Origin of the sequence: Vreelandella stevensii S18214 (genome assembly GCF_000275725.1) — a bacterium.
GTDB classification, from domain to species: Bacteria; Pseudomonadota; Gammaproteobacteria; order Pseudomonadales; family Halomonadaceae; genus Vreelandella; species Vreelandella stevensii.
In genome coordinates, this window is the sequence record NZ_AJTS01000036.1 from 177,569 (window position 1) to 199,720 (window position 22,152).

22 protein-coding genes and 1 tRNA gene are annotated in these 22,152 nt (G+C 61.6%); 20 read left to right on the forward strand and 3 right to left on the reverse strand.

Annotated features, from left to right (window positions below; genetic code table 11):
• Window positions 1-272: 272 nt before the first annotated feature.
• Window positions 273-359, reverse strand: a tRNA-Leu gene (locus HSS18214_RS0108710).
• 112 nt (window positions 360-471) lie between these two features.
• Here HSS18214_RS0108710 and queA point away from each other — a divergent pair.
• The 5 genes from queA to secF all read left to right on the forward strand — a co-directional run bounded on the left by queA (window position 472) and on the right by secF (window position 6,048).
• Window positions 472-1,503 (forward strand): tRNA preQ1(34) S-adenosylmethionine ribosyltransferase-isomerase QueA, encoded by a 1,032-nt coding sequence (queA, locus tag HSS18214_RS0108715; RefSeq protein ID WP_016914908.1) that lies wholly within the window; start codon window positions 472-474, stop codon window positions 1,501-1,503.
• Window positions 1,504-1,556: 53 nt separating this feature from the next.
• Window positions 1,557-2,684 (forward strand): tRNA guanosine(34) transglycosylase Tgt, encoded by a 1,128-nt coding sequence (gene tgt, locus HSS18214_RS0108720; protein WP_016914909.1) that lies wholly within the window; start codon window positions 1,557-1,559, stop codon window positions 2,682-2,684.
• Window positions 2,685-2,758: 74 nt separating this feature from the next.
• Window positions 2,759-3,085 (forward strand): preprotein translocase subunit YajC, encoded by a 327-nt coding sequence (yajC, locus tag HSS18214_RS0108725; RefSeq protein ID WP_016914910.1) that lies wholly within the window; start codon window positions 2,759-2,761, stop codon window positions 3,083-3,085.
• Between the two features lie 134 nt (window positions 3,086-3,219).
• A complete protein-coding gene (gene secD, locus HSS18214_RS0108730) occupies window positions 3,220-5,073 on the forward strand; it encodes a protein translocase subunit SecD (RefSeq protein WP_016914911.1) in 1,854 nt (617 codons plus the stop codon).
• Between the two features lie 48 nt (window positions 5,074-5,121).
• Complete coding sequence (gene secF / locus HSS18214_RS0108735; protein ID WP_016914912.1) at window positions 5,122-6,048, forward strand: protein translocase subunit SecF; 927 nt, start codon at window positions 5,122-5,124, stop codon at window positions 6,046-6,048.
• 83 nt (window positions 6,049-6,131) lie between these two features.
• Here the strand turns inward: secF and HSS18214_RS0108740 are convergent, their stop codons facing one another.
• Entirely contained in the window at window positions 6,132-6,926 is a 795-nt protein-coding gene (locus HSS18214_RS0108740; RefSeq protein WP_026001826.1) for an inositol monophosphatase family protein, read from the reverse strand.
• Between the two features lie 140 nt (window positions 6,927-7,066).
• Here HSS18214_RS0108740 and trmJ point away from each other — a divergent pair, with 140 nt between their 5' ends.
• The 15 genes from trmJ to HSS18214_RS0108815 all read left to right on the forward strand — a co-directional run bounded on the left by trmJ (window position 7,067) and on the right by HSS18214_RS0108815 (window position 21,207).
• Window positions 7,067-7,822 (forward strand): tRNA (cytosine(32)/uridine(32)-2'-O)-methyltransferase TrmJ, encoded by a 756-nt coding sequence (gene trmJ, locus HSS18214_RS0108745; protein WP_016914914.1) that lies wholly within the window; start codon window positions 7,067-7,069, stop codon window positions 7,820-7,822.
• A 118-nt stretch (window positions 7,823-7,940) separates the two neighbouring features.
• Window positions 7,941-8,801 carry a serine O-acetyltransferase gene (gene cysE, locus HSS18214_RS0108750; RefSeq protein ID WP_016914915.1) on the forward strand — a complete coding sequence of 287 codons (861 nt, stop codon included), beginning with the start codon at window positions 7,941-7,943 and terminating at the stop codon, window positions 8,799-8,801.
• Between the two features lie 76 nt (window positions 8,802-8,877).
• Window positions 8,878-9,381: a Fe-S cluster assembly transcriptional regulator IscR gene (iscR, locus tag HSS18214_RS18010; protein ID WP_016914916.1), complete on the forward strand. Its 504-nt coding sequence runs from the start codon at window positions 8,878-8,880 to the stop codon at window positions 9,379-9,381.
• Window positions 9,378-10,568, forward strand: coding sequence for an aminotransferase class V-fold PLP-dependent enzyme (locus HSS18214_RS0108760; RefSeq protein ID WP_016914917.1), 1,191 nt, complete (start codon window positions 9,378-9,380; stop codon window positions 10,566-10,568). Before iscR ends, HSS18214_RS0108760 begins: the two co-directional genes overlap by 4 nt.
• Window positions 10,569-10,596: 28 nt before the next feature.
• Window positions 10,597-10,923 (forward strand): HesB/IscA family protein, encoded by a 327-nt coding sequence (locus HSS18214_RS0108765; RefSeq protein ID WP_016914918.1) that lies wholly within the window; start codon window positions 10,597-10,599, stop codon window positions 10,921-10,923.
• 168 nt (window positions 10,924-11,091) lie between these two features.
• Window positions 11,092-11,517 (forward strand): nucleoside-diphosphate kinase, encoded by a 426-nt coding sequence (ndk, locus tag HSS18214_RS0108770; protein WP_016914919.1) that lies wholly within the window; start codon window positions 11,092-11,094, stop codon window positions 11,515-11,517.
• Between the two features lie 81 nt (window positions 11,518-11,598).
• Window positions 11,599-12,777, forward strand: coding sequence for a dual-specificity RNA methyltransferase RlmN (rlmN, locus tag HSS18214_RS0108775; protein ID WP_026001827.1), 1,179 nt, complete (start codon window positions 11,599-11,601; stop codon window positions 12,775-12,777).
• 101 nt (window positions 12,778-12,878) lie between these two features.
• On the forward strand, window positions 12,879-13,610 hold the full coding sequence (gene pilW / locus HSS18214_RS0108780) for a type IV pilus biogenesis/stability protein PilW (protein ID WP_016914921.1): 732 nt from the start codon (window positions 12,879-12,881) through the stop codon (window positions 13,608-13,610).
• A gap of 40 nt (window positions 13,611-13,650) precedes the next feature.
• On the forward strand, window positions 13,651-14,568 hold the full coding sequence (locus HSS18214_RS0108785) for a RodZ domain-containing protein (protein ID WP_016914922.1): 918 nt from the start codon (window positions 13,651-13,653) through the stop codon (window positions 14,566-14,568).
• Between the two features lie 8 nt (window positions 14,569-14,576).
• On the forward strand, window positions 14,577-15,692 hold the full coding sequence (gene ispG, locus HSS18214_RS0108790; RefSeq protein ID WP_016914923.1) for a flavodoxin-dependent (E)-4-hydroxy-3-methylbut-2-enyl-diphosphate synthase: 1,116 nt from the start codon (window positions 14,577-14,579) through the stop codon (window positions 15,690-15,692).
• Between the two features lie 68 nt (window positions 15,693-15,760).
• A complete protein-coding gene (gene hisS / locus HSS18214_RS0108795; protein WP_016914924.1) occupies window positions 15,761-17,077 on the forward strand; it encodes a histidine--tRNA ligase in 1,317 nt (438 codons plus the stop codon).
• A gap of 84 nt (window positions 17,078-17,161) precedes the next feature.
• Window positions 17,162-17,821, forward strand: coding sequence for a YfgM family protein (locus HSS18214_RS0108800; protein ID WP_016914925.1), 660 nt, complete (start codon window positions 17,162-17,164; stop codon window positions 17,819-17,821).
• Complete coding sequence (gene bamB, locus HSS18214_RS0108805) at window positions 17,821-19,002, forward strand: outer membrane protein assembly factor BamB (RefSeq protein WP_016914926.1); 1,182 nt, start codon at window positions 17,821-17,823, stop codon at window positions 19,000-19,002. Before HSS18214_RS0108800 ends, bamB begins: the two co-directional genes overlap by 1 nt.
• Window positions 18,999-20,402 (forward strand): ribosome biogenesis GTPase Der, encoded by a 1,404-nt coding sequence (der, locus tag HSS18214_RS0108810; protein ID WP_016914927.1) that lies wholly within the window; start codon window positions 18,999-19,001, stop codon window positions 20,400-20,402. The genes bamB and der overlap by 4 nt, the downstream gene beginning before the upstream one ends.
• A gap of 190 nt (window positions 20,403-20,592) precedes the next feature.
• The gene (locus HSS18214_RS0108815; protein WP_016914928.1) at window positions 20,593-21,207 is read left to right on the forward strand and encodes a hypothetical protein; all 615 of its coding nucleotides are present in this window, start codon (window positions 20,593-20,595) and stop codon (window positions 21,205-21,207) included.
• Here HSS18214_RS0108815 and HSS18214_RS0108820 read toward each other — a convergent pair.
• Entirely contained in the window at window positions 21,198-22,085 is an 888-nt protein-coding gene (locus HSS18214_RS0108820) for an ATP-binding protein (protein ID WP_016914929.1), read from the reverse strand. The two genes, HSS18214_RS0108815 and HSS18214_RS0108820, sit on opposite strands and share 10 nt — an antisense overlap.
• Between the last annotated feature and the right edge of the window lie 67 nt (window positions 22,086-22,152).

The window sequence follows — 22,152 nt, forward strand, 5'->3', positions numbered from 1 at the left end:
CTCCACTGAAGGTTCGCAAGCGCTCATGGCGAATGCGTTTTCTAATTAGTTAGGCGACCGTCGCCCCGGCAGCCTCACGGAAAGGCGCCATTCAAATGGGGTCAAGTATTTCATAAAGAAGTAGGAAAGAAACCTGAAAAAAGAGGGGGTAATGCCCTGTTTAAGAGCATTAGAAAACACATGGGCGCTCTCGGGCAGAATACCGCGACACGAAAGGACACTTTGGACATCACAAAAAAGGGCCTGACGTAAAACGTCAGGCCCTTCATGTTTGGTGCCGGTAGCCAGACTCGAACTGGCACACCCGTAAAGGCGGCGGATTTTGAATCCGCTGCGTCTACCAATTCCGCCATACCGGCATAGGAGGCGCATTATACGGAGTTAACCCGCAAGGTCAATCACATCGACTGACTTTATGCGCCTAAAGCGCTATCCTAGGCGGCTTGTTTGACCACCGAAAGAGCACTCCCCATGCAGCGAGCAGATTTCCATTTCGAGCTACCCGATGAGCTGATTGCCCGCTATCCGTCCGAGCAGCGCAGCGATTGCCGCTTGCTATGTGTGGATGGCCAGAGCGGTGCGCTGGCGCATCGTCGCTTTCCCGATCTGCTGGAACTGCTGGAGCCAGGCGACCTGCTGGTATTCAACGACACCCGAGTGATACCGGCACGCCTGCACGGCCACAAGGCTAGTGGCGGAAAAGTCGAGATGCTGCTGGAGCGCCCGCTGGACAGCCACCGTGGGCTTGCCCATCTGCGTTCCAGCAAGTCGCCCAAGCCGGGCACCGAGCTGATCTTCGAAGGCGACATTCATGCCGTGGTGGAAGGCCGCCGCGATGCGCTGTTCGAGCTGCGCTTTCTGGGCGATACGCCGATGATTGCTCTGCTGGAGCAGCACGGCCATATGCCGCTGCCGCCCTACATCACTCGGGAAGACGAGCTGAGCGACCGTGAACGCTATCAGACCGTGTATGCGCGCCGCGACGGTGCCGTGGCCGCTCCTACGGCGGGGCTGCACTTCGATCAGCCGCTGCTGGATGCACTGGCCGAAAAAGGCATACAAAGTGCCTTCGTGACCCTGCATGTGGGCGCAGGCACCTTTCAGCCCGTGCGCGTCGACAACATCCTCGAACACCACATGCACAGCGAGTGGATCGAGGTCACCGAAGCCACCTGCCAGCAGGTGAGTGATACCCAGGCGGCCGGCAAGCGCGTGGTAGCGGTAGGCACCACCAGCGTGCGCTGCCTGGAGAGTGCCTGCATGAAAAGTAGCAACGGCGAGATCGCCCCGTTCAGCGGCGATACCGATATCTTTATCTACCCTGGCTACCAGTGGCGCTGTGTCAATGCACTGATCACCAACTTTCACCTGCCCGAGTCGACACTGCTGATGCTGGTGTCTTCCTTTGCAGGCTATGACCACATCATGCACGCCTACCGCACGGCGGTAGAAGAGCGCTACGCCTTTTTCAGCTATGGCGATGCCATGCTGCTCACCCGCTAGCGCTGTGCCACCCGATAGATCAACGAGCGATTGTGATGCGAAACGAATGCTTTATGCGCTTTGAGCGCCTTGCGGAAGACGGCCGTGCGCGCCGGGGCCGCCTTCACTTCCCACGGGGCACGGTAGAGACGCCAGCCTTCATGCCGGTGGGTACCTACGGCACCGTCAAGGGCATGACGCCCGAGTCGGTGAAAGAGATTGGCGCGGAAATCATCCTGGGCAACACCTTCCACCTCTGGCTGCGCCCGGGCACCGATGTCATCGAAGCCCACGGCGACTTGCACGACTTCGCCCAGTGGGACAAGCCGATCCTCACCGACTCAGGCGGCTTTCAGGTCTTCTCGCTGGGCGAGATGCGCAAGATCACCGAGCAAGGCGTGCACTTCCGCTCGCCGGTGGACGGCAGCAAAGTGTTCATGGGGCCGGAAGAGTCCATGGCCGTGCAGCGCTCGCTGGGCTCTGACGTAGTGATGATCTTCGATGAGTGCACCCCCTACCCGGCCACCTTCGAAGAGGCCGAGAAGTCGATGGAGCTGTCGCTGCGCTGGGCCAAGCGCTCACGCACGGCACACGGTGATTCGCCTTCGGCGCTGTTCGGCATCATTCAGGGCGGCATGTACCCTGAATTGCGCGAACGCTCACTCAAGGGGCTGCTGGACATTGGCTTCGACGGCCTGGCCATCGGCGGCCTGTCAGTGGGTGAGCCCAAGGAAGAGATGATTAAGGTCCTCGACTACCTGCCCACCTGGATGCCCGACGACACCCCGCGTTATCTGATGGGGGTCGGCAAGCCCGAGGATCTGGTCGAGGGCGTACGCCGCGGCGTGGACATGTTCGACTGCGTCATGCCGACCCGCAATGCGCGTAACGGGCACCTGTTCACCTCGGACGGCATCGTCAAGATCCGCAATGCCAAGCACCGCTTCGACACGCGTCCACTGGATGAAGAGTGCGACTGCTACACCTGCCAGAATTTTTCCCGTGGCTACCTGCACCACCTGGACCGCTGCAACGAAATGCTCGGTTCGATGCTCAACACCATCCATAACTTGCGCTACTACCAGCGCGTCATGGCTGATTTGCGCGCGGCAATCGAAGCGGGTACATTGACGACCTTTGTGGAAGGCTTCTATGCACGGCGCGGCTTGCCGGTGCCTCCCCTTGCGGGACCTGAAACCTGATAACTAACCGCCACCGGCCATGCTGAGTGGCGTCAACCGGTTCACCCATTGTTCTAACTCAGGAGTTCTCTGCAATGCTGGATTTCTTCATCTCACCAGCCCATGCCCAGGAAGCCGCCGCTGGCGGTGGTATTGCGCAAATCGTCATGCTCGTCGGCTTTGTGCTGATTTTCTACTTCCTGCTGTGGCGCCCCCAGGCAAAACGTGCCAAGCAGCACCGTCAGCTGGTCTCCAGCCTGGCCAAGGGTGATGAAGTGGTCATCGGTGGTGGCCTGGTAGGCCGCGTGACCAAAGTCAGCGATGAGTTCCTGACCCTGGAAGTATCGGAAGGTACCGAAGTCAACGTGCAGAAGAATGCCGTGGCTGCCGTACTGCCCAAGGGCACCATTAAGTCCATCTAACGCTCGCACTTCCCCCTGCCGACTCCGTGCCAGCCACCCCGGCAGGGGTGACATGGTAGCGTCGATGGTGAACGTTGCTGTGCACAGCTTGTCTGTGCACAGCGATTCCGTTTGTAATTGAAGGCAGGGCTTGCATGCTCAACCGTTACCCCCTGTGGAAGTATCTGCTGATACTGGTCGTCCTGGTGGTTGGCCTTATCTATTCGCTTCCCAATCTATTTCCCGCCGATCCCGCCATTCAGGTGAGCGATGCCCAAGGCAACATGCTCGATGAGCGGCAAATCAATCGCGTCGAACAAGCGCTGACCGACAACGACATTGCCATCAAGGCCGTGGAAGAGGTCGACGGGCAGTGGTTGATTCGTTTGCAGAGCAACGATGACCAGCTGAATGCGCGTGATATCGCGGCCGACGTGCTGGGTAGCGGTGCCACCGTTGCCTTGAACCTGGCGGAAGCCACGCCCGGTTGGCTGCAGGCCTTCTCCGCCACACCCATGACGCTGGGTCTGGACCTGCGCGGCGGCGTTCACTTCCTGCTGGAAGTCGATATGGAAGCGGCCCTGACCCAGCGCCTGGAAGTCAATGCCAGCGCCATTCGTGAACTGCTGCGTGGCGAGCGTATCCGCTACCGCAATACGGAGATCGCCGAGCGCTCGCTGTCCATCGATTTTGCCAGCAGCGAAGATCGCGACGCAGCTCGCCGATTGATCAGCCGCGACTTCCCCAACTTCGATTACAGCAACCAGGGCGATGGCCGAGCCTCCCGTCTGGTCATGTCACTCAGCGACGCAACGGTCAGCGAGATTCAGGACTATGCGGTCAACCAGAACCTGACCACCCTGCGTAACCGTGTCGACGAGCTGGGCGTAGCCGAGCCAATGGTACAGCGCCAGGGCCCCAGCCAGATCGTGGTCGAGCTGCCCGGCATTCAGGACACGGTGGCGGCCAAGCGCATCGTCGGCGCCACGGCCAACCTGGAGTTCCGTCTGGAAGCGCGTAACGACACGCCCGACATGGAAACCGAGCGCTTCGACTTCCGTAACGACAGCGGCCGTTCTGCGGACCTGATGCGGGACGTGATCATTACCGGTGACAGCGTTTCCAGCGCCAGCCACAGCTTCGATGAAAATGGCCGCCCACAGGTCAACATCAACCTGGATGGCACCGGCGGTACATTGATGAACCGCGCCACGCGCACCAACATCGGGCGCAACATGGCGGTGCTGTTCATCGAGCACAAGAGCGAAGACCGCGTCGAGACCGACCCGGAGACTGGCGAGCAGACCATCATTCGCGAGCCCTACACGGAGCGCGGCTTGATCAGCCTGGCGACCATCCAGAGCGCACTGGGCAACAGCTTCCGCATTACCGGGCTCGACTCGCCCACCGAAGCTGCCGAACTGGCCCTGCTGCTGCGCTCAGGCTCTCTGGCTGCGCCCATCTACTTCGTGCAGGAACGTACCATCGGCCCAAGCCTGGGTCAGGAGAACATCGAGCGCGGCCTGCTCTCGGTTCAGATTGGCCTGCTGCTGGTGGTGATGTTCATGCTGATCCGCTACAAGGTGTTCGGCATCTTCGCCAACGTGGCGCTGGCGCTCAACCTGACCCTGCTGATTGCCGTGATGTCGATGCTGGGGGCCACCCTCACCTTGCCGGGTATTGCTGGTATCGTGCTGACTCTGGGTATGGCGGTGGATGCCAACGTGTTGATCTTCGAACGCATACGCGAGGAGCTGCGCAACGGCCTGTCGATTCAACAAGCCATTCATGCGGGTTACGAGCGTGCCTTCACCTCGATCGTGGATGCCAATATCACCACCCTGCTGGTGGCCATCATCCTGTTCTCGATTGGTACTGGCCCGGTCAAAGGCTTCGCGGTCACGCTCTCCATCGGTATCCTGACCTCGATGTTCACGGCCCTGCTGGTCACGCGCGCCATGGTCAACCTCACCTATGGCAGCAAGCCCGTCAAGAAGCTCTGGATCTGATCTCGTGAAGCAGACATACGCGCTCCGCACAGAATTGAAGAGGTGGTAATGAAACCCCTATCGCAGCTACGCATCGACTTCATGGGACGACGCAACCTTGCGTTCATCGTCTCGGCGGTGATGCTGATCGTCTCTATCGGTGCTATCGTTGTTCAGCAGCTCAACCTGGGGCTGGACTTCACGGGCGGCACCCTGGTCGAAGTACGTTACGGTGCCGCACCGTCGCTGGATGCCATTCGCCAACTGCTGGAAAACAGCGGTTTTCAGGATGTGTCCGTGCAAACCTTCGGTGCTTCCACCGAAATCCTGATTCGCCTGCAGCAGGCCTTTGACCCCGACATCGGCAGCGAGATCGTCGGACTGCTGCGCGCCGAAGGCGCTGACGTCAACCTGGTCCGCGCAGAGTTCGTGGGTGCTCAGGTAGGCGAGCAACTGCGCGACCAGAGCGGCATGGGCATGCTGGTAGCCCTCGGCGTCGTGATGGTTTACGTGGCCTTGCGCTTTCAGTACAAGTTCGCCATCGGCGCCCTGCTGGCATTGATGCACGACGTGATCATCGTGGTGGGCATCTTCGCGCTGTTCCAGCTCGACTTCAACCTGACGGTACTGGCGGCCCTGCTCGCGGTTATCGGCTACTCCCTCAACGATACCATCGTGGTATACGACCGTATCCGGGAAGCCATTCGTACGTCGCGTATCGATGACATGCCACAAATCATCAACGAAGCGATCAATGCCACCCTATCCCGTACGCTGGCAACGTCCGGCACCACCATCCTGGTACTGCTGGCCCTGCTGATGTTGGGCGGCGACATGATCAACAATTTCGCCATCGCATTGCTGATAGGCGTGGGTGTGGGTACGTTCTCCTCCATCTACATCTCTGGCGCCCTGCTGATTCCGCTCAAGCTTTCTCGGGAAGACCTGATCCCGACCAGGAAAGAGAGCGATGAAGAGGAAGAAGAGCTGCCGTAAGGCACGAATGCTCTCTTCAGCAAAAGGCCTTGCCGCTTACGCGACAAGGCCTTTTTCATATCACCAGGGAACTGACATTACGCTCAGAAATGCGGCGCCAGCTGTTTGATCAGTGCTTTATAGAGGCGCGGGCCAGCGGCCATCAGTTGGCCTTCTGCGGTGACGGTGGGCTGGCCGTTGGGCGTGCCCATCAGCGCGCCAGCTTCTTTCAGCAGCAGCGTACCGACCTGCATGTCCTGCTCTTCCAGGCCCAGGACGAACACGCTGTCGACGCGGCCAGCGGCCAGTTCGCAAATGTCCAGCAGGCCAGAGCCGGTGGCGACCAGGGTTTCCACCTGGGGGGCCAGTTGCTGCGCCACAGTCAGGTAGGCAGGCAGATGGCTGGGGCGCAGCCAGGCTTCCGGCAGGCTCATGGCCATGCGGGTACCAGGAATGGCCGTGGGCTTGCTCACGCGCATACGTTTGTCGTTGTGCTGGGCACCACGGCCACGACTGGCGATGTATTCGTCATCGCCAAAGGGAGAGACCACCACCGCGTGTTCGGGGCGACCCTTGATGAGACACACCACTGAGAGTGCAAAGCCCTTGCCTGCCACGGCCAGATTGGAGTAGCCGTGAAGGGGTTCGATCTTCCAAACGATCTCTTCGCCTTCGCCTTTACCCGCCTGATGGGGGGTGTAGCGGCCGGAGAAGCCATGCTGCGGATAGCCGCGCTGCAGTTGCTGAACGATGGTGGCTTCGGCCTTGCGGGCCGTGTCTTCCAGCAGGCGGTCAAGATTGAATTCTTCGTGGGCGTTTTCGATACGCTCACGAACACGCAAAAAATGTTCAACCGCGCTACGCGCAGCGCGCAGCGTAAATTGGACCATTGGATTCATGATCGGGCCTTGTCACAGTGATGTTAAAGAACGGGGCAGGCGCAGGACACCTTAATGGCGGGCAATTCTATCAGAGGCCCCTCGGGCATGCCATCGACTCGTGCTAAACTGCGCCTTTTACGTCGTGAACCGGGCTTATCATGCTTGACCGCATTCGAATCGTTCTTATTGGCACCAGCCATCCTGGCAATATTGGCGGCGTGGCGCGCGCCATGCACAACATGGGCCTGGCGGATCTGGCGCTCGTCGCCCCCCGCTGCGACGTGCTCACCCAGGAGAGCATCTCTCGGGCGTCAGGGGCCGACCATCTGCTCCATCAGGCAGCCATTCATGCCACGCTGGAAGATGCCGTGGCCGACTGCACCCTGGCCGTGGGTGCCAGCGCTCGCTCACGTACGCTGCCCTGGCCGATGATCTCCCCCCGAGCGCTGGCCGAGCGCCTGCCAGCCGAGTGCCGCCCTGCCAACGCGCGCATCGCGCTGGTGTTTGGGCGCGAGGACAGCGGCTTGACCAATGCCGAGCTGCAGCGCTGCCATGCCCACGTACACATTCCCACCAATGCGGATTTCAGCTCGCTGAACCTGGCGGCGGCGGTACAGGTACTCGCCTACGAGTGCCGCATGGCCTGGCTGACGCAAGCCGACGCGCCTCCCGCTCAAGAGGATGACGAAGCAGTCGCGCTGGCGTCCCACGAAGAGCTGGAGCGGTACTTCGAGCATCTGGAGCGCACGCTGATCGCCATCGAGTTTCACGACCCCGCACAGCCGCGCCAGTTGATGGCGCGCCTGCGCCGCCTGTACCTGCGTGCTCGCCCCGAAAAAATGGAGATGAACATTCTGCGCGGCATCCTGTCGGCCACGGAAAAGGCCGCCCAGCCGAACACAACGCCGCGCTGAGAGGCGTTATCGTCGCCCCATGGCCTAAACTTGAAGTTATCCAGTGGCGCCCCCACATTTGGGGGCCGACCCAAACACAGCCTGCCACGCTGCCGCTTTTACGCCCAAGGACACTCCCATGTTTCAACGCCTGCGCGAAGACATCAACAGCGTATTCGACCGCGACCCAGCGGCACGCAACTTTCTCGAAGTCTTGACCAACTACCCGGGCCTGCATGCCCTGCTGCTGCACCGTTGTGGCCACTGGCTATGGAAGAAGAACTTCAAGTGGCTGGCGCGCACGGTATCTACCTTCTCCCGCTGGATGACCGGTATCGAGATTCACCCCGGCGCCACCATTGGTCGGCGCTTCTTTATCGATCACGGCATGGGCGTGGTGATCGGCGAAACCGCCCAGGTCGGCGACAACGTGACGCTCTACCAGGGGGTCACGCTAGGCGGCACCAGCTGGAATAAAGGCAAGCGTCACCCCACCCTGGAAGATGGCGTGATCGTCGGGGCTGGCGCCAAGATCCTGGGGCCGTTCACGGTTGGGGCCGGCGCCAAGATTGGCTCCAACGCCGTGGTCACCAAAGAGGTGCCTGCCGGTGCAACGGTGGTCGGTATTCCTGGCAAGATCGTCAAGCGCGCCGAGCCCGATATCGAGGAAGCGCTGGATATCGACCCGGCCCGACGCGAAGCCATCTGCCAGAAATTCGGCTTCGATGCCGGCGTCAGCCAGGACATGCCCGACCCAGTGGCACGCTCCATGCAGGCCATGCTGGACCATATGCACGCCGTGGACGAGCGTATCGAACGCATGTGCTCTACCCTGCGCAAGCTGGATGCCAGCTACCGTGACGGCCAACTGCCCGAACTGAAAGATGAGGACTTCGCCGACATCCTGGATGAGGCCGATACCGGCTGCCCCGGACTGGGTAAGACGCGCAGTGAAGCAGTGGATACCGCTGACGACACCAACAGCCGTCCCAATAGTTGACCAAAGCACTCAGGATTTCCATAATGGCGCTACACTTGCCGCCAGTGCGCTGAGGCTCAGCGACGAGGTACCTGTTATGCGCTTGACGACCAAAGGCCGATACGCCGTTACCGCCATGCTGGATCTGGCGATCAATACGCCACAAGGCCCCACCAGCCTGGGCGATATATCCCAGCGCCAGGAGATCTCGCTCTCGTATCTGGAACAGCTGTTTGCGCGGCTGCGGCGCAGCGGGCTGGTCTCCAGCGTGCGTGGTCCGGGCGGCGGTTATCTTCTTGCCAGACCTGCCACCGAGATCAGCGTGTCCCAGGTCATCGATGCGGTCAATGAAACCGTCGATGCCACCCGCTGCCAGGGGCTTTCCGACTGCCAGCAGGGCGACACTTGCCTGACCCACCACTTGTGGTGCGAACTTTCGGGTCAGATACGCCACTTTCTGGATGACGTGACGCTGGCGCAGCTGATGCAGCGCCCGGACGTCATTCGCATTGCCGCTCGACAGAAGCAGCGCGCCGACGCCGGGATCCTTGCTTCGTCCCCCCTGACGCCACTCACTGCCCGTTGGAAATCAAGCCCATGACCGCCACCCCCTCACTGCCCATTTACCTCGATTATGCCGCCACTACGCCGGTAGATGAGCGCGTGGCCGAGGTGATGACCCGCTACCTGACCGTCGACCAACTGTTTGCCAACCCGGCATCGCGTAGCCACATGCTGGGCTGGCAGGCAGAGCAGGTGGTGGAGCAGGCACGGTGCCAGGTGGCCGACCTGATTCATGCCGACCCCCGCGAGATCGTGTGGACCAGCGGTGCTACCGAAGCCAACAACCTGGCGCTGATCGGCTTCATGCGCGCCAATCGCCAGCGCGGCATGCACCTGGTCACTTCGTCCATCGAACACAAGGCGGTGGTGGATACCGCCAGGGCGCTGGAAAGCGAAGGCTTCGAGGTCACCTGGCTCAAGCCCCAGCGGGACGGGCGCATCACCCCCGAACAGCTGCGCGAGGTCATGCGGGATGACACCGCCCTGGTCTCGCTGATGGCAGTGAACAACGAGCTGGGCAGCATCAACGACATCGCGGCGCTGGCCGCCGTGGCCCACGACTTTGGCGCAGCCTTCCATACCGATGCCGCTCAGGCGGTAGGACGCATCCCGCTGGACGTGGTCGAACAGCATATCGACTTGATGTCGCTGTCTGCCCATAAAGCCTATGGCCCCAAGGGGGTCGGCGCTCTGTACGTGAAACGCCACCCGGACATACGTGTCGAAGCGCTGATTCACGGCGGCGGGCACGAGCGTGGTATGCGTTCCGGCACCCTGCCCACCCATCAGATTGCGGGTATGGGAGAAGCCTTTACCGTCATGCAACAGCAGCAGGCCCAGGATCAGGCCCATGTTGCCGCCCTTCGCGAGCAGTTGCTGAATGGCCTGAGCACGCTGGACGGCGTCATCCCCAACTCGCCCCAGCAGCACGGGGTGCCCAATATTCTCAATCTCGCTTTCGAGGGCGTCGATGGCGAAGCGCTGTTGATGGCTCTGCGCGACGTCGCCGTGTCCACGGGCTCTGCCTGCAACTCGGCCAGCGTCGACCCCTCTTACGTCCTGCTGGGCATCGGAACGCCCCGTCGGCTGGCGCTCTCTTCGCTGCGCTTGAGCTTTGGACGGTTTACCCAGCCAGCCGATATCGACCACGCACTGACATTATTGCACCACGCCGTCAGCGGCCTGCGTGCTTCGGCGCGCCAGACCACTACGCCTGGCCGCTGACCGACCGACTTTTCAAGGAGAGTGCTCCATGGCAACGCTTAACATTTCCCCCGCCGCCGCCGAGCAGATCCACCGCGTCCTCGAAGAGCGCGGCAAGGGGCTTGGCCTTCGGGTATCCGTCAAACCCAGCGGCTGTTCGGGCTACAGCTACGTGCTCGACTTTGCCGACGAGGCTCAGCCGGATGACGTGCACTTCGAGTCCCACGGGGCCAGCGTCTATGTGGCCACCGATGCTGTCGAGATGCTGGACGGCAGCGAAGTGGATTACGTCAGCGAAGGGCTCAATCGCTTCTTCCGCTTCAACAACCCCAACGTCAAGGATCAGTGCGGCTGCGGTGAAAGCTTTACCGTTTAAGCACTCTTTGACGTCACTCATCGGTATTCATCCCCTGCGTGAGACGCTATAATCGCGGCCACTCGGCCTGCGGCATAGCCTATGGACGCAGCCGGACATACTTCTCTGTGCCGCCCAGGCTTGCCGGGGCGGCAATTTCTGCTTTATCCCTTTCCAGGAGATTTCTGCATGGCGATTGAACGTACTCTTTCCATCATCAAGCCCGATGCCGTGGCCAAGAATGCCATCGGTGACATCATCGCACGCTTCGAAAAGGCTGGCCTGAAAGTGGTCGCGGCCAAGATGCTGCACCTTTCCGAAGAGAAAGCCGGTGGTTTCTACGCCGAGCACAAAGAGCGCCCTTTCTTCAAGGATCTGGTCGGCTTCATGACCTCTGGTCCGGTCGTCGTACAGGTGCTGGAAGGGGAAGGCGCCATTGCCAAGAACCGTGAACTGATGGGGGCTACCAACCCGAAAGAAGCCGCTCCGGGCACCATCCGCGCCGACTTCGCGGAAACAATCGACGCCAACGCTGTCCATGGTTCCGACTCAGCCGAAAGCGCTGCACGCGAAATTAGCTACTTCTTCGGTAACGACGAAATCTGCCCGCGCTAAACCAGCGCTGCCGTTTCAACATTCGTTGCCGGCCATTTTTGCGGGGGCCTGGCCCCCGCCTCTTTCTGAACGCTGACCGCCATGACTACCACTGCCGCCCCATCATCACCGTCTTCCCTCGCCACGCCTGACCTTGCCTCGCAGGCGGAGCCCGCACGCCAGAACCTGCTGGGGCTTTCCCGTGAGCAAATGGAAGTCTTCTTTTCCTCCATTGGTGAGAAGAAATTCCGTGCCACCCAGGTCATGAAGTGGATCCACCAGGAGGGCGTCGATGACTTTGCCGTGATGACCAACCTGTCCAAACCGCTGCGCGACAAGCTCGCTCAGGTGGCCGAGATTCGCGGCCCAGGCGTCGTGTATGAAGGCACCTCCAGCGACGGCACGCGCAAGTGGGTGCTCGAAGTGGAAGATGGCAGCTATGTCGAGACGGTGCTGATCCCGGCAGAGAACGGTAAACGACGCACCCTGTGCGTATCGTCACAGGTCGGCTGTTCGCTGGATTGCAGCTTCTGCTCCACGGGCAAACAGGGCTTCCAGCGTAACCTGACGGCTGCAGAGATCATTGGCCAGGTGTGGGTAGCGCAACGCAGCGTCGGCCCTCGGCGGGACACCGCCAACCGTCCGGTGACCAACGTGGTCATGATGGGCATGGGCGAACCGCTGTTGAATTTCGACAACGTCGTGCCCGCCATGAAGCTGATGCTCGACGACAACGGCTATGGCCTCTCCAAGCGCCGCGTCACCCTGTCCACCTCGGGCGTCGTGCCGATGATGGATAAACTCGGCGATGAGATCGACGTCAGCCTGGCGATTTCGCTGCACGCCTCCACCGATGAGCTGCGTAACGAACTCGTCCCGATCAACCGCAAGTACAACATTCGTGCCTTGCTGGATGCCTGTCATCGCTATTTGTCCAAATGCCCGGACAATCGTCAGGTGACCATCGAGTACACCTTGATCAAGGACGTGAATGATCAGCAGGAACACGCCGAACAGCTGGCCGCGCTCCTCAAGGAGCTGCCCTGCAAGATCAACCTGATTCCCTTTAACCCGTTTCCCAATTCGGGTTATGAAAAGCCCTCGCGCAACCAGGTCATGCGTTTTCAGCAATGGCTTTATGACCTGGAGTACAACGCCACTGTCCGTACCACCCGTGGGGATGACATCGATGCCGCCTGCGGGCAGCTGGTCGGACGCGTAAAGGACCGCACCAAGCGCAGTGCGCGCTATATTCAATCGGTTCAACTGGATGCAGACTAAGGCCGCTGTCTTGACTTCCACACAACACAGCGCTTTGATGGACACGTTTTTTTACTAACGTCATTAGTGTGAGCAAGGCCGCACTGTTCAAGAGGACATACATGATCGGTCATCGCAGGTGCTTCTCCTTTTTCAGAGTGCCCATGCTGTCCGTCCTTGCTGGCAGCCTGCTGCTGGCAGGCTGTGCAACCTCGACGCCCACGTTCAATGAAAGCAATCCCGACGCCGCCGATGCCTATGCCCAGCTGGGAGTGGCCTACCTGGAGCGTGACAATCTGCCCCGCGCCCTGAACGCGCTGGATCGTGCGCTGGAACTGGATGCCCGCCACCCAGAGGCACTTCAGGCGATTGCGCTGGTCTATCAGCAGCAGGGGGAGCGTGAGCTGGCCAACCGCTATTTCCAGCAGGCCCTGAACGTCTCGCCCTCGTTCACGCGAGGACGTAACAACTACGCCGCATTCCTGTATCAACAGGGGCGTTACCCGGAGGCCTGCGAGCAGTTGGAAATCGCCTCCGAAGATGCACAATACGCCAGTCGTGCCCAGCTATTCACCAACCTGGGACAGTGCTACCTGGCGACTGACGAATTTGACAAGGCGCGCGACCGTTTGCAGCGCGCCCAGAGTATCGACCCGCGCAATACACGCGGGTATTTAATGTTAGCCGAACTGGAAGTTTCGCAGGGCCGCTACGATCAGGCCTGGGAGCCACTGCAAAGCTACCTGCAGCTGGCAGGCCCCGACCCGGCAGCGTTGGAAATGGCGGTGGATATCGCCCTCGCCCGTGGCGACACAGCCACGGCAGACGAATACCAACGCCTGCTGGCCCCTTGATCACTGCCCTGACCACCTAATTTTTGAAGGATGCTCAGCCATGAGCGAGACACCGTTACACGATAGCGTTACCCCCACCAGCACCGCTGGCGAACTGCTCTCACGCCAACGCGAAGCGCTGGGGGTGCCCATCAGTGATGCTGCCCGTGTACTCAACCTGCGCACCGCTGTGGTCGAAGGCCTGGAAAAAGACAACTACGAAGAAATTCCCGTCACGGCCTACCGCCGCGGCTACCTACGCTCCTATGCAAAATATCTGGGGCTTGATGAACGGCTGGTACTGGAGGCGTATCAAGCGCGCCACGGGGGCAGTGAGTCCGAACGCAAGGTCACGCCCGTTGCCGTCACCCGCCCACCGTCAAAGGTGGGCGCCTGGCTATTCAAGCTGGTCACCCTGTTGGTGATCGTGGGCCTGATTGGCGTTACCGTCGCCTGGTGGCAGAGCCGTGGTGGCAGCGAACCCCCGAGCATGGGTACGTCTTCCACGCTGGAAGAGGATGCCGCCGACACTACAACGCCCCCACCCGCCGAACCGGTGGTCGAACCTACGCCGGTGGTGATTCCGCCCATGATCGACGAACCCCAGGTCAGCATGGATGACGAAGTCGCCGACACCGACGCCACCGATGCCCCAGCCAAGCCCGCGACCGATGTCGCCGAGGTACAAGCGCCGGAAGCAGCGGCAGAAGACACCGCGCCGGAGCCCGTCGCCAACCCCAACCTGCTGGAGTTGACGTTCAACGAGCAGTCCTGGACCGAAATTTTCGATGCCAACAACCAGCGCGTTTTCGTTGGCCTGCAAGCGCCTGGCACCACGGCCAGCGTCGAGGGTACCCCGCCTTTTCGTTTGACGATCGGTAATGCCACCGGTGTCGAGCTGCGTTATCAAGGCGATACCGTCAACCTGGCGCAACGTGCGGGTGCCAACAATGTTGCCCGCTTTACCCTGGGAGAGTGACCCGTCCTATGCACGCCCCTTCTCCGATCAAACGTCGCCCCTCGCGCCAGATACAGGTTGGTAGCGTTGCCGTGGGCGGCGACGCCCCGATTGCCGTTCAGAGCATGACCAACACCAACACCCTGGATGTGGATGCCACGGTGGGCCAGATCCAGCAGTTGGAAAAAGCCGGTGCCGACATCGTCCGCGTGTCGGTTCCCGACATGGACGCCGCCGAAGCCTTCGGCAAGATCAAGCAGCGGGTCGACGTACCGCTGGTGGCCGACATCCACTTCGACTACAAGATTGCCCTGCGAGTCGCCGAGCTGGGCGTGGACTGCCTGCGCATCAACCCCGGCAATATTGGCCGCGAAGACCGCGTCCGTGCGGTGGTCAGCGCGGCCCGCGAACACGGCATTCCGATTCGCATTGGCGTCAATGCCGGCTCGCTGGAAAAGGACCTGCAAAAGAAGTACGGCGAGCCTACGCCCGCTGCGCTGGTCGAGTCGGCCATGCGCCATATCGACTACCTGGATCGGCTCGACTTCCAGGAGTTCAAGGTCAGCGTCAAAGCCTCGGACGTGTTCATGGCCGTGGCTGCCTACCGCGACCTGGCCACCCGTATCGAGCAGCCGCTGCACCTGGGCATTACCGAAGCGGGTGGCCTGCGCTCGGGCACGGTCAAGTCATCGATTGGTCTCGGCATGCTGTTGATGGATGGTATCGGCGATACCATTCGCGTCTCGCTGGCCGCCGACCCGGTGGAAGAGATCAAGGTCGGCTTCGACATGCTCAAGAGCCTGAAGCTGCGTGCCAAGGGCATCAACTTCATCGCCTGCCCCAGCTGCTCACGGCAGAATTTCGATGTCATCAGCACCATGAACCAGTTGGAAGAGCGCCTGGAAGACATCATGACCCCGCTGGATGTCTCGGTGATTGGCTGCGTGGTCAACGGTCCCGGCGAAGCCAAGGAGACCGATATCGGGCTGACCGGTGGTTCGCCCGCCAACCTGGTCTACATCGACGGCAAACCTGCCAGCAAGCTGCGTAACGACCATCTGGTGGATGACCTGGAAAAGCTGATCCGCGACAAGGTACGCCAGAAAGAGCAGCAGCAAGAGAACATGATTGCACGCAGCGTTTGACACCTGCGTTGCCTGCAACAGGCGGCACGCCTTGCGCCTCGCGCTGCCGCCCAGACAAGGAGTTTTCATTGAGCAAGTCCGCCGCTAAAAAGATTCAAGCCATCCGTGGAATGAACGACCTATTGCCCAGCGACAGCCCTCGCTGGCAATTTTTTGAGGCCAAGGTACGCCACTTGATGCAGCGCTACGGCTTTGATGAAATCCGTACGCCCATTGTGGAGCAGACCGCCCTGTTTGCCCGTTCCATCGGGGAAGTCACCGATATCGTCGAAAAAGAGATGTACACCTTCGACGACCGCAACGGCGACAGCCTGACCCTGCGTCCGGAAGGCACCGCCAGCTGTGTACGCGCCGCCATGGAGCATGGCCTGCTGCACAACCAGACCCAGCGGCTTTGGTACCAGGGCCCGATGTTCCGCCATGAGCGGCCCCAGAAAGGGCGCTACCGTCAGTTCCATCAGGTGGGCGTGGAAACCTATGGCTTCGACGGCCCGGACATCGATGCCGAAGTAATTCTGCTCTCTGCCCGCCTATGGCAAGAGCTGGGCCTTCTCGAACATGTCACTCTGGAACTGAACTCTCTGGGCTCCAGCGACGCCCGCGCAGCCTACCGCGACAAGTTGGTGGCGTACTTCGAGCAGCACCATGCGCTACTGGATGAAGACTCCAAGCGTCGCCTGACCAGCAATCCGCTGCGCATTCTGGATTCCAAGAATCCCGACATGGCCGAGATGCTGAACGCCGCGCCACAGCTGATGGATCACCTGGACGACGCCTCCCGGGAGCACTTCGAGCAGCTCAAGGCCATGCTCGACGCGGCCAACATTCCCTACGTGGTCAACCCGCGCCTGGTGCGGGGCCTGGACTACTACTGCCGTACGGTGTTCGAGTGGACCACCACGGCGCTGGGCAGCCAGGGCACCGTCTGTGCCGGTGGCCGCTACGATGGGCTGGTCGAACAGCTGGGCGGCAAGCCCACACCTGCCGTGGGCTTTGCCATGGGGATCGAGCGGCTGATTCTGCTGCTGGAAACCCTCGACCTGGTGCCGGAAGAAGCGCTGGGCGGCTGCGACGTCTACCTGGTGCCGATGGATGACAGCGCCACCGTGGCAGCTCTCACCCTGGCAGAGCAGCTGCGCAGCGCGCTGCCCGACCTGCGCCTGCAGCTGCACTGCGGTGGCGGCAGCTTCAAGAGCCGCATGAAAAAGGCCGACAAAAGCGCCGCGCCCATCGCCATCCTGCTGGGTGAAGACGAGCTGGCGCAGCAAACGGCGACTGTGAAGTTCCTGCGCGACGACCGTGAGCAGCAGCAGGTAGCCCAGGAGGGTTTGGCCAGCACGCTGAGCGACCTGCTGGCCGCTACGCCAGGCAACGCGACCCACTAAATGCTGCCCACCCAGCGTCTCGGGTGGGTAGATGAATACCTGTCAGCCGCTACGGCGGCTGGGTGATTGAATAGGAGGCCGCCCGTGGCGGATCTGAGAAGCGAAGAAGAACAGCTGGACGTCGTCAAGCGCTGGTGGAAAGAGAACGGCACCTCGCTGATTGCTGGAGCGGTGCTGGCTGCCGCCGGTGTGTTCGGCTGGAATGCCTGGCAGAACTACCAGGAAGGCCAGTCGGAAGCGGCCTCTGCCCGCTATCAGCAGCTGGTGACCATCACGGCCGCCAACTCGCTGGAAGAGGAGCAGCGCGCGGCGGCGAGAGAGCTGATCGGCGAGCTGACCGACCAGCATGGCCGCACCCTGTATGCCGAACTTGCCCAGCTGCTGGAGGCCCGCCTGGCCGTGCAGGAAGGCGATCTGACCGCGGCCAAAGCAGCCCTCGAAAGGGTCGCCGACAGCTCATCACGCCGCTACGTCCAGAGCCTGGCCTGGCTGCGTCTGGCACGTATCGAAATCGCTGAAGGCAACCCGGAAGCGGCCCTGGCACTGCTGGACCAACCGATCACCGACACCCTGGCCGCCCAACAGGCCAACGTACGCGGCGATGCCTATCTGGCTCTGAACCAGCCCGAGCAAGCGCGCGAGGCGTGGCAAGCCGCGCTGGAAATTGCCCAAACGCAGAACCAGCCGCTTTATGGCGTGCAGTTCAAGCTCGACGATATCGGCGCCGAGGAGGCGAATCAGTGATGACCCACAGCCTGTTAAAACCGCTTTTTTCCACCTCGCTGATGCGTGCCACGTTGGGCGCCGTTGCACTGGCGCTGTTGGCCGGCTGCGCCAGCAAGGGAGAGCCTGCCTACACGCCCAAGGAGCTGCGTAGCTTCGATGAAACCTCGTCGCTGGATAGCCAGTGGCGGCGCAATGTCGGCGACGGTTTTGGTCGTGCCCGCTACCCGATTGCCCCGGCGCGTGAAGGCGATACCGTGTTTGCCGCCGATGCCAATGGCCTGGTCGCGGCCTTCGATGCCGACAGCGGAGAGCGTGAGTGGCAAATAGAACTGGACACCCCCATCTCCAGTGCGCTCTACGCCGTGGCCGGTCAGGTTTACCTGGGCACTCGCAACGGCGAAGTGATTGCCCTGAGCCAGCGTGACGGCAGCGTGAGCTGGCGTTCGCGCGTGTCCAGCGAAGTGCTGGCCGCCCCCCAGGCCAACCAGCAACTGCTGCTGGTACAGAGCATCGACGGCCAGATAACGGCCCTCGATCGCGCCAGCGGCGAAGAGCGCTGGGTCTACACCAGCTCTCAGCCTGCGCTGACCCTGCGCGGCACGGGCACGCCCATGGTCATCGATCCGGTTACCTTCGTCGGTCTGGCCAATGGTCGCCTGGCCACCCTGGATAACCGCAGCGGCCAGCCGCTCTGGGAAATGCAAATCGCCACGCCACGTGGTCGTAGCGATGTCGAACGTCTGGTGGACCTCTCTGGCCAGCCGGTACTGAGCCCGGATGGCCGCCTGTTCGTCACTAGCTACAACGGCCGGGTGGTGGCGCTGGAAGCCACTCAAGGCGGCACGCTGTGGGAAGCCAACATTTCCAGCCGCCACACCCCTATTCTGGTCGGCAACCTGCTGCTGGTGGTGAGCGACAATAGCCACGTCATTGCTCTGGATGCCAATAGCGGTCAGGAAGTATGGCGTAATACGGATCTGGAAGATCGCTGGCTGACGGCACCCGCTTTTGCGGATGGCCGTCTTGTGGTGGGTGACTTCGAAGGTTATCTGCACCTGCTGGATGCCCGTGAAGGCAACCTGGTAGGCCGGACTCGCATCCACAGCTCCGGTATCAGCGTGCGCCCGGTCACTGAAGGCAGCACCATTCATGTCCAGGCCAACAATGGTCGCCTGGAAACCCTGGAAGTTTCTCCATGACACCCGTCATTGCTTTAGTGGGTCGCCCCAATGTGGGTAAATCGACCCTGTTCAACCGCCTTACCCGCTCGCGCGACGCGCTGGTGGCGGATTTTCCCGGCCTGACCCGCGACCGTAAATACGGCAACGGGATGCTGGGTAGCAAGGCCTATACCGTGATCGACACGGGCGGCATCAGCGGCGACGAGGAAGGCATCGACGCCGCCATGGCAGAGCAGTCACTGGCCGCCATCGACGAAGCAGACATCGTGCTGTTTCTGGTGGATGCCCGAGCGGGGCTCAACGTGGCCGACGAGGCCATCGCCAATCACCTGCGTGTCAATCAGAAGAAAACCTGGCTGGTGGTCAACAAGACCGATGGGCTCGAAGAGCACTCTGCCATGGCCGACTTCTGGAAGCTGGGCCTGGGCGACCCGTGGCCCATCGCCGCCGCCCACGGGCGCAACGTGTCGCTGCTCATCGATACCGTGCTGGAACCCTACCCCGAGCGCGACCCGACCATTCCTGCCGACACCGGCACGAAAGGCATTCGTATCGGTGTGATTGGCCGCCCGAACGTGGGCAAGTCCACGCTGGTCAACCGGCTGCTGGGTGAAGACCGCGTTGTAGTGTTCGATGAGGCAGGCACCACTCGCGATGCCATCGAGATCCCCTTCGAGCGTAACGGCCACCCCTATGTGTTGATCGACACGGCCGGGATACGTCGACGCAAGAACGTGCGTGAAATTGCCGAGAAGTTCTCCATCATCAAGACGCTGGACGCCATCAAGGAGAGCCATGTGGCGGTGATGGTGCTGGATGCCCGCAGCGGTCTAGTCGAACAGGATCTGCACCTGCTGGACTACGTCCTGACCACGGGCCGCGCCCTGGTGCTGGCAGTGAACAAGTGGGACGGGCTGGAAAGCGAAGCCAAGGAGAAGATGCGAGCGGACATCAAGCGCCGCCTGGGCTTCGCCGACTACGCCGAGCTGCATTTCATCTCGGCGCTGCACGGCACCGCCGTTGGCGACCTCTACCCCTCCATCGAGCGGGCCTTCAAGGCAGCCAATGCCCACTGGTCCACCAACCGCCTGACCACGCTATTGCAAGATGCGGTCAGTCAGCACCCGCCCCCCATGGTCAATGGTCGGCGGATCAAGCTGCGCATGGCCCACCAGGGCGGCAGCAACCCACCCATCATCGTGGTCCACGGTAACCAGACCGAATCGCTGCCCGAGGCCTACCGCCGCTACCTGATCAACACCTTCCGCAAGGTACTGAAGGTACGCGGCACGCCCATGCGCTTCGAGTTCCGCTCAGGCAGCAACCCTTTCGACAAGATGGCAGGTGCCAGCGACAAGGAAAAAGCCAAGAAACGCGAGCTGAACCGCACCAGGGAAGCCCGCAAGAGCCGCCGCTAGGTGCTGCTCGAAAACTGGCCCCGCCTGCATCGCCCGCCTATATGGCGGGCGATGGCTTTTCGGGTTTTACGACCAGCACAACGCTCGGTGCCAACAAATCCGCTTGACAGCCATGGGCGGTGGCCCTCAAATAGCGGCGCTTTCGAGCATCCGCTACACTGACCTTTTGCCCTTTCTCTGGGGGAAACACATGCACCATGCCCTTCGCCGTGGCCGCAGCCTGATTCTGCTGCTGCTCGCTGCTCTACTGACCGGCTGCCTTGCGCTGCCACAAACCGGCCTGTTTGCCTTCCGGCTGGCCGTTACTTCTCTGGGAGTCGAAGAGGTACGCATCGGGCCATACAGCGTGAATGCCGGCCTGGATACCAGCGACCTGACTCGCTTACTGGCTTCGAGCCTGGGCGCTGGCAGCCTGCCAGTGCAGGCCACCCTGGCCATGGGCCTGGGGCTACCGGCAGGCATGCCCGCCGTGGAAATGTCCGGGTTTCGCTGGACGCTGGACATGCCGGGCGTCGACCCCGTGCAGGGGCAGTATCAACAGGACGTGACCCTCACCCCAGGCGACGACGCCAACCTGCGCCTGCCGGTGGCGTTCGATATTCTGGCCACCGACACCCAGCGCATGACGCCCATGATCGAGCTGGTCAGCCAGTTGGCAAGCCAGGGGGAACTGCCCCCCGGTAGCGAGCTGGCCATCACCCCCGGGGATCTGCGCGGCCTGGGCATGACGCTGCCCTCCGGCCTGCTGACGCCGACCATCCGCTTGAACGTCGGCGCCGATGGGCAGCTGATTCCTCAGCGCTGATCGACGCGCTGACGCTCCTCTTGCAGCCGCTTGCGGCCCACGTACTGGGCCGCAAACTGCCACGCCGTTCGGCCACTGCGCCCACCGCGCAGGGTGGCAAAACGTACGGCTTCCGCCCGCGCGCCATCGTCCCAGTCGTTACCGCTGCCCGTGCGATTGACCCAGTGCTCACACACCTCCAGGTAGGTTGCCTGGCTGAACGGATAAAAGCCCAGCCACAGCCCGAAACGGTCTGACAACGAGATCTTCTCCTCCACGGCATCGCCATGGTGCAGCTCTTCACCTACCAAGCGGCTTCCCTGATTGTCTTCCATCGACTCCGGCAGCAAGTGCCGACGGTTGGAGGTGGCATACAGCAGCACGTTCTCGGGAGGGCCGGTCAAGGCACCGTCCAGCACGCTTTTCAGCGCCTTGTAGGCATCATCGTTGCCCTCGAACGACAGGTCATCGCAGTACACCACGAAGCGGTGGGGCTGATGGCGCAACTGCTCGACCAGCCGTGGCAGGCTCGCCAGGTCATGGCGGTCGACCTGGATCAGGCGTAACCCTTCACTGGCCAGAGAGTTGAGCAGCGCACGCACCACCGACGACTTGCCGCTGCCGCGGGAGCCCCACAGCAAGGCATGGTTGGCGGGCAGCCCCTGCAGAAAGGCGCGGGTGTTATCGACCAATGCCAGCTTCTGCCGTTCGATACCCAGCAGGTCGTCCAGCGTCATGCCATCTCGCGGCGGCACCGGCACCAGCTGGCCGCCCAGCGGGTGGCGCTGCCAAATGGCCGCCACATGGGTCTGCCAATCCACCGGGGTGGGCACTGGCGGCAACCAGTGGTCGATGTGATCGAGTAGCTGCGTCAGGCGCTGGCTTAATTGCGCATCCATGGTGGCCCTCAGAGTAGGTTATGATAGGAGTTGATTTACCGCTGTCAGTGGTTATCTTGTGTGCAAG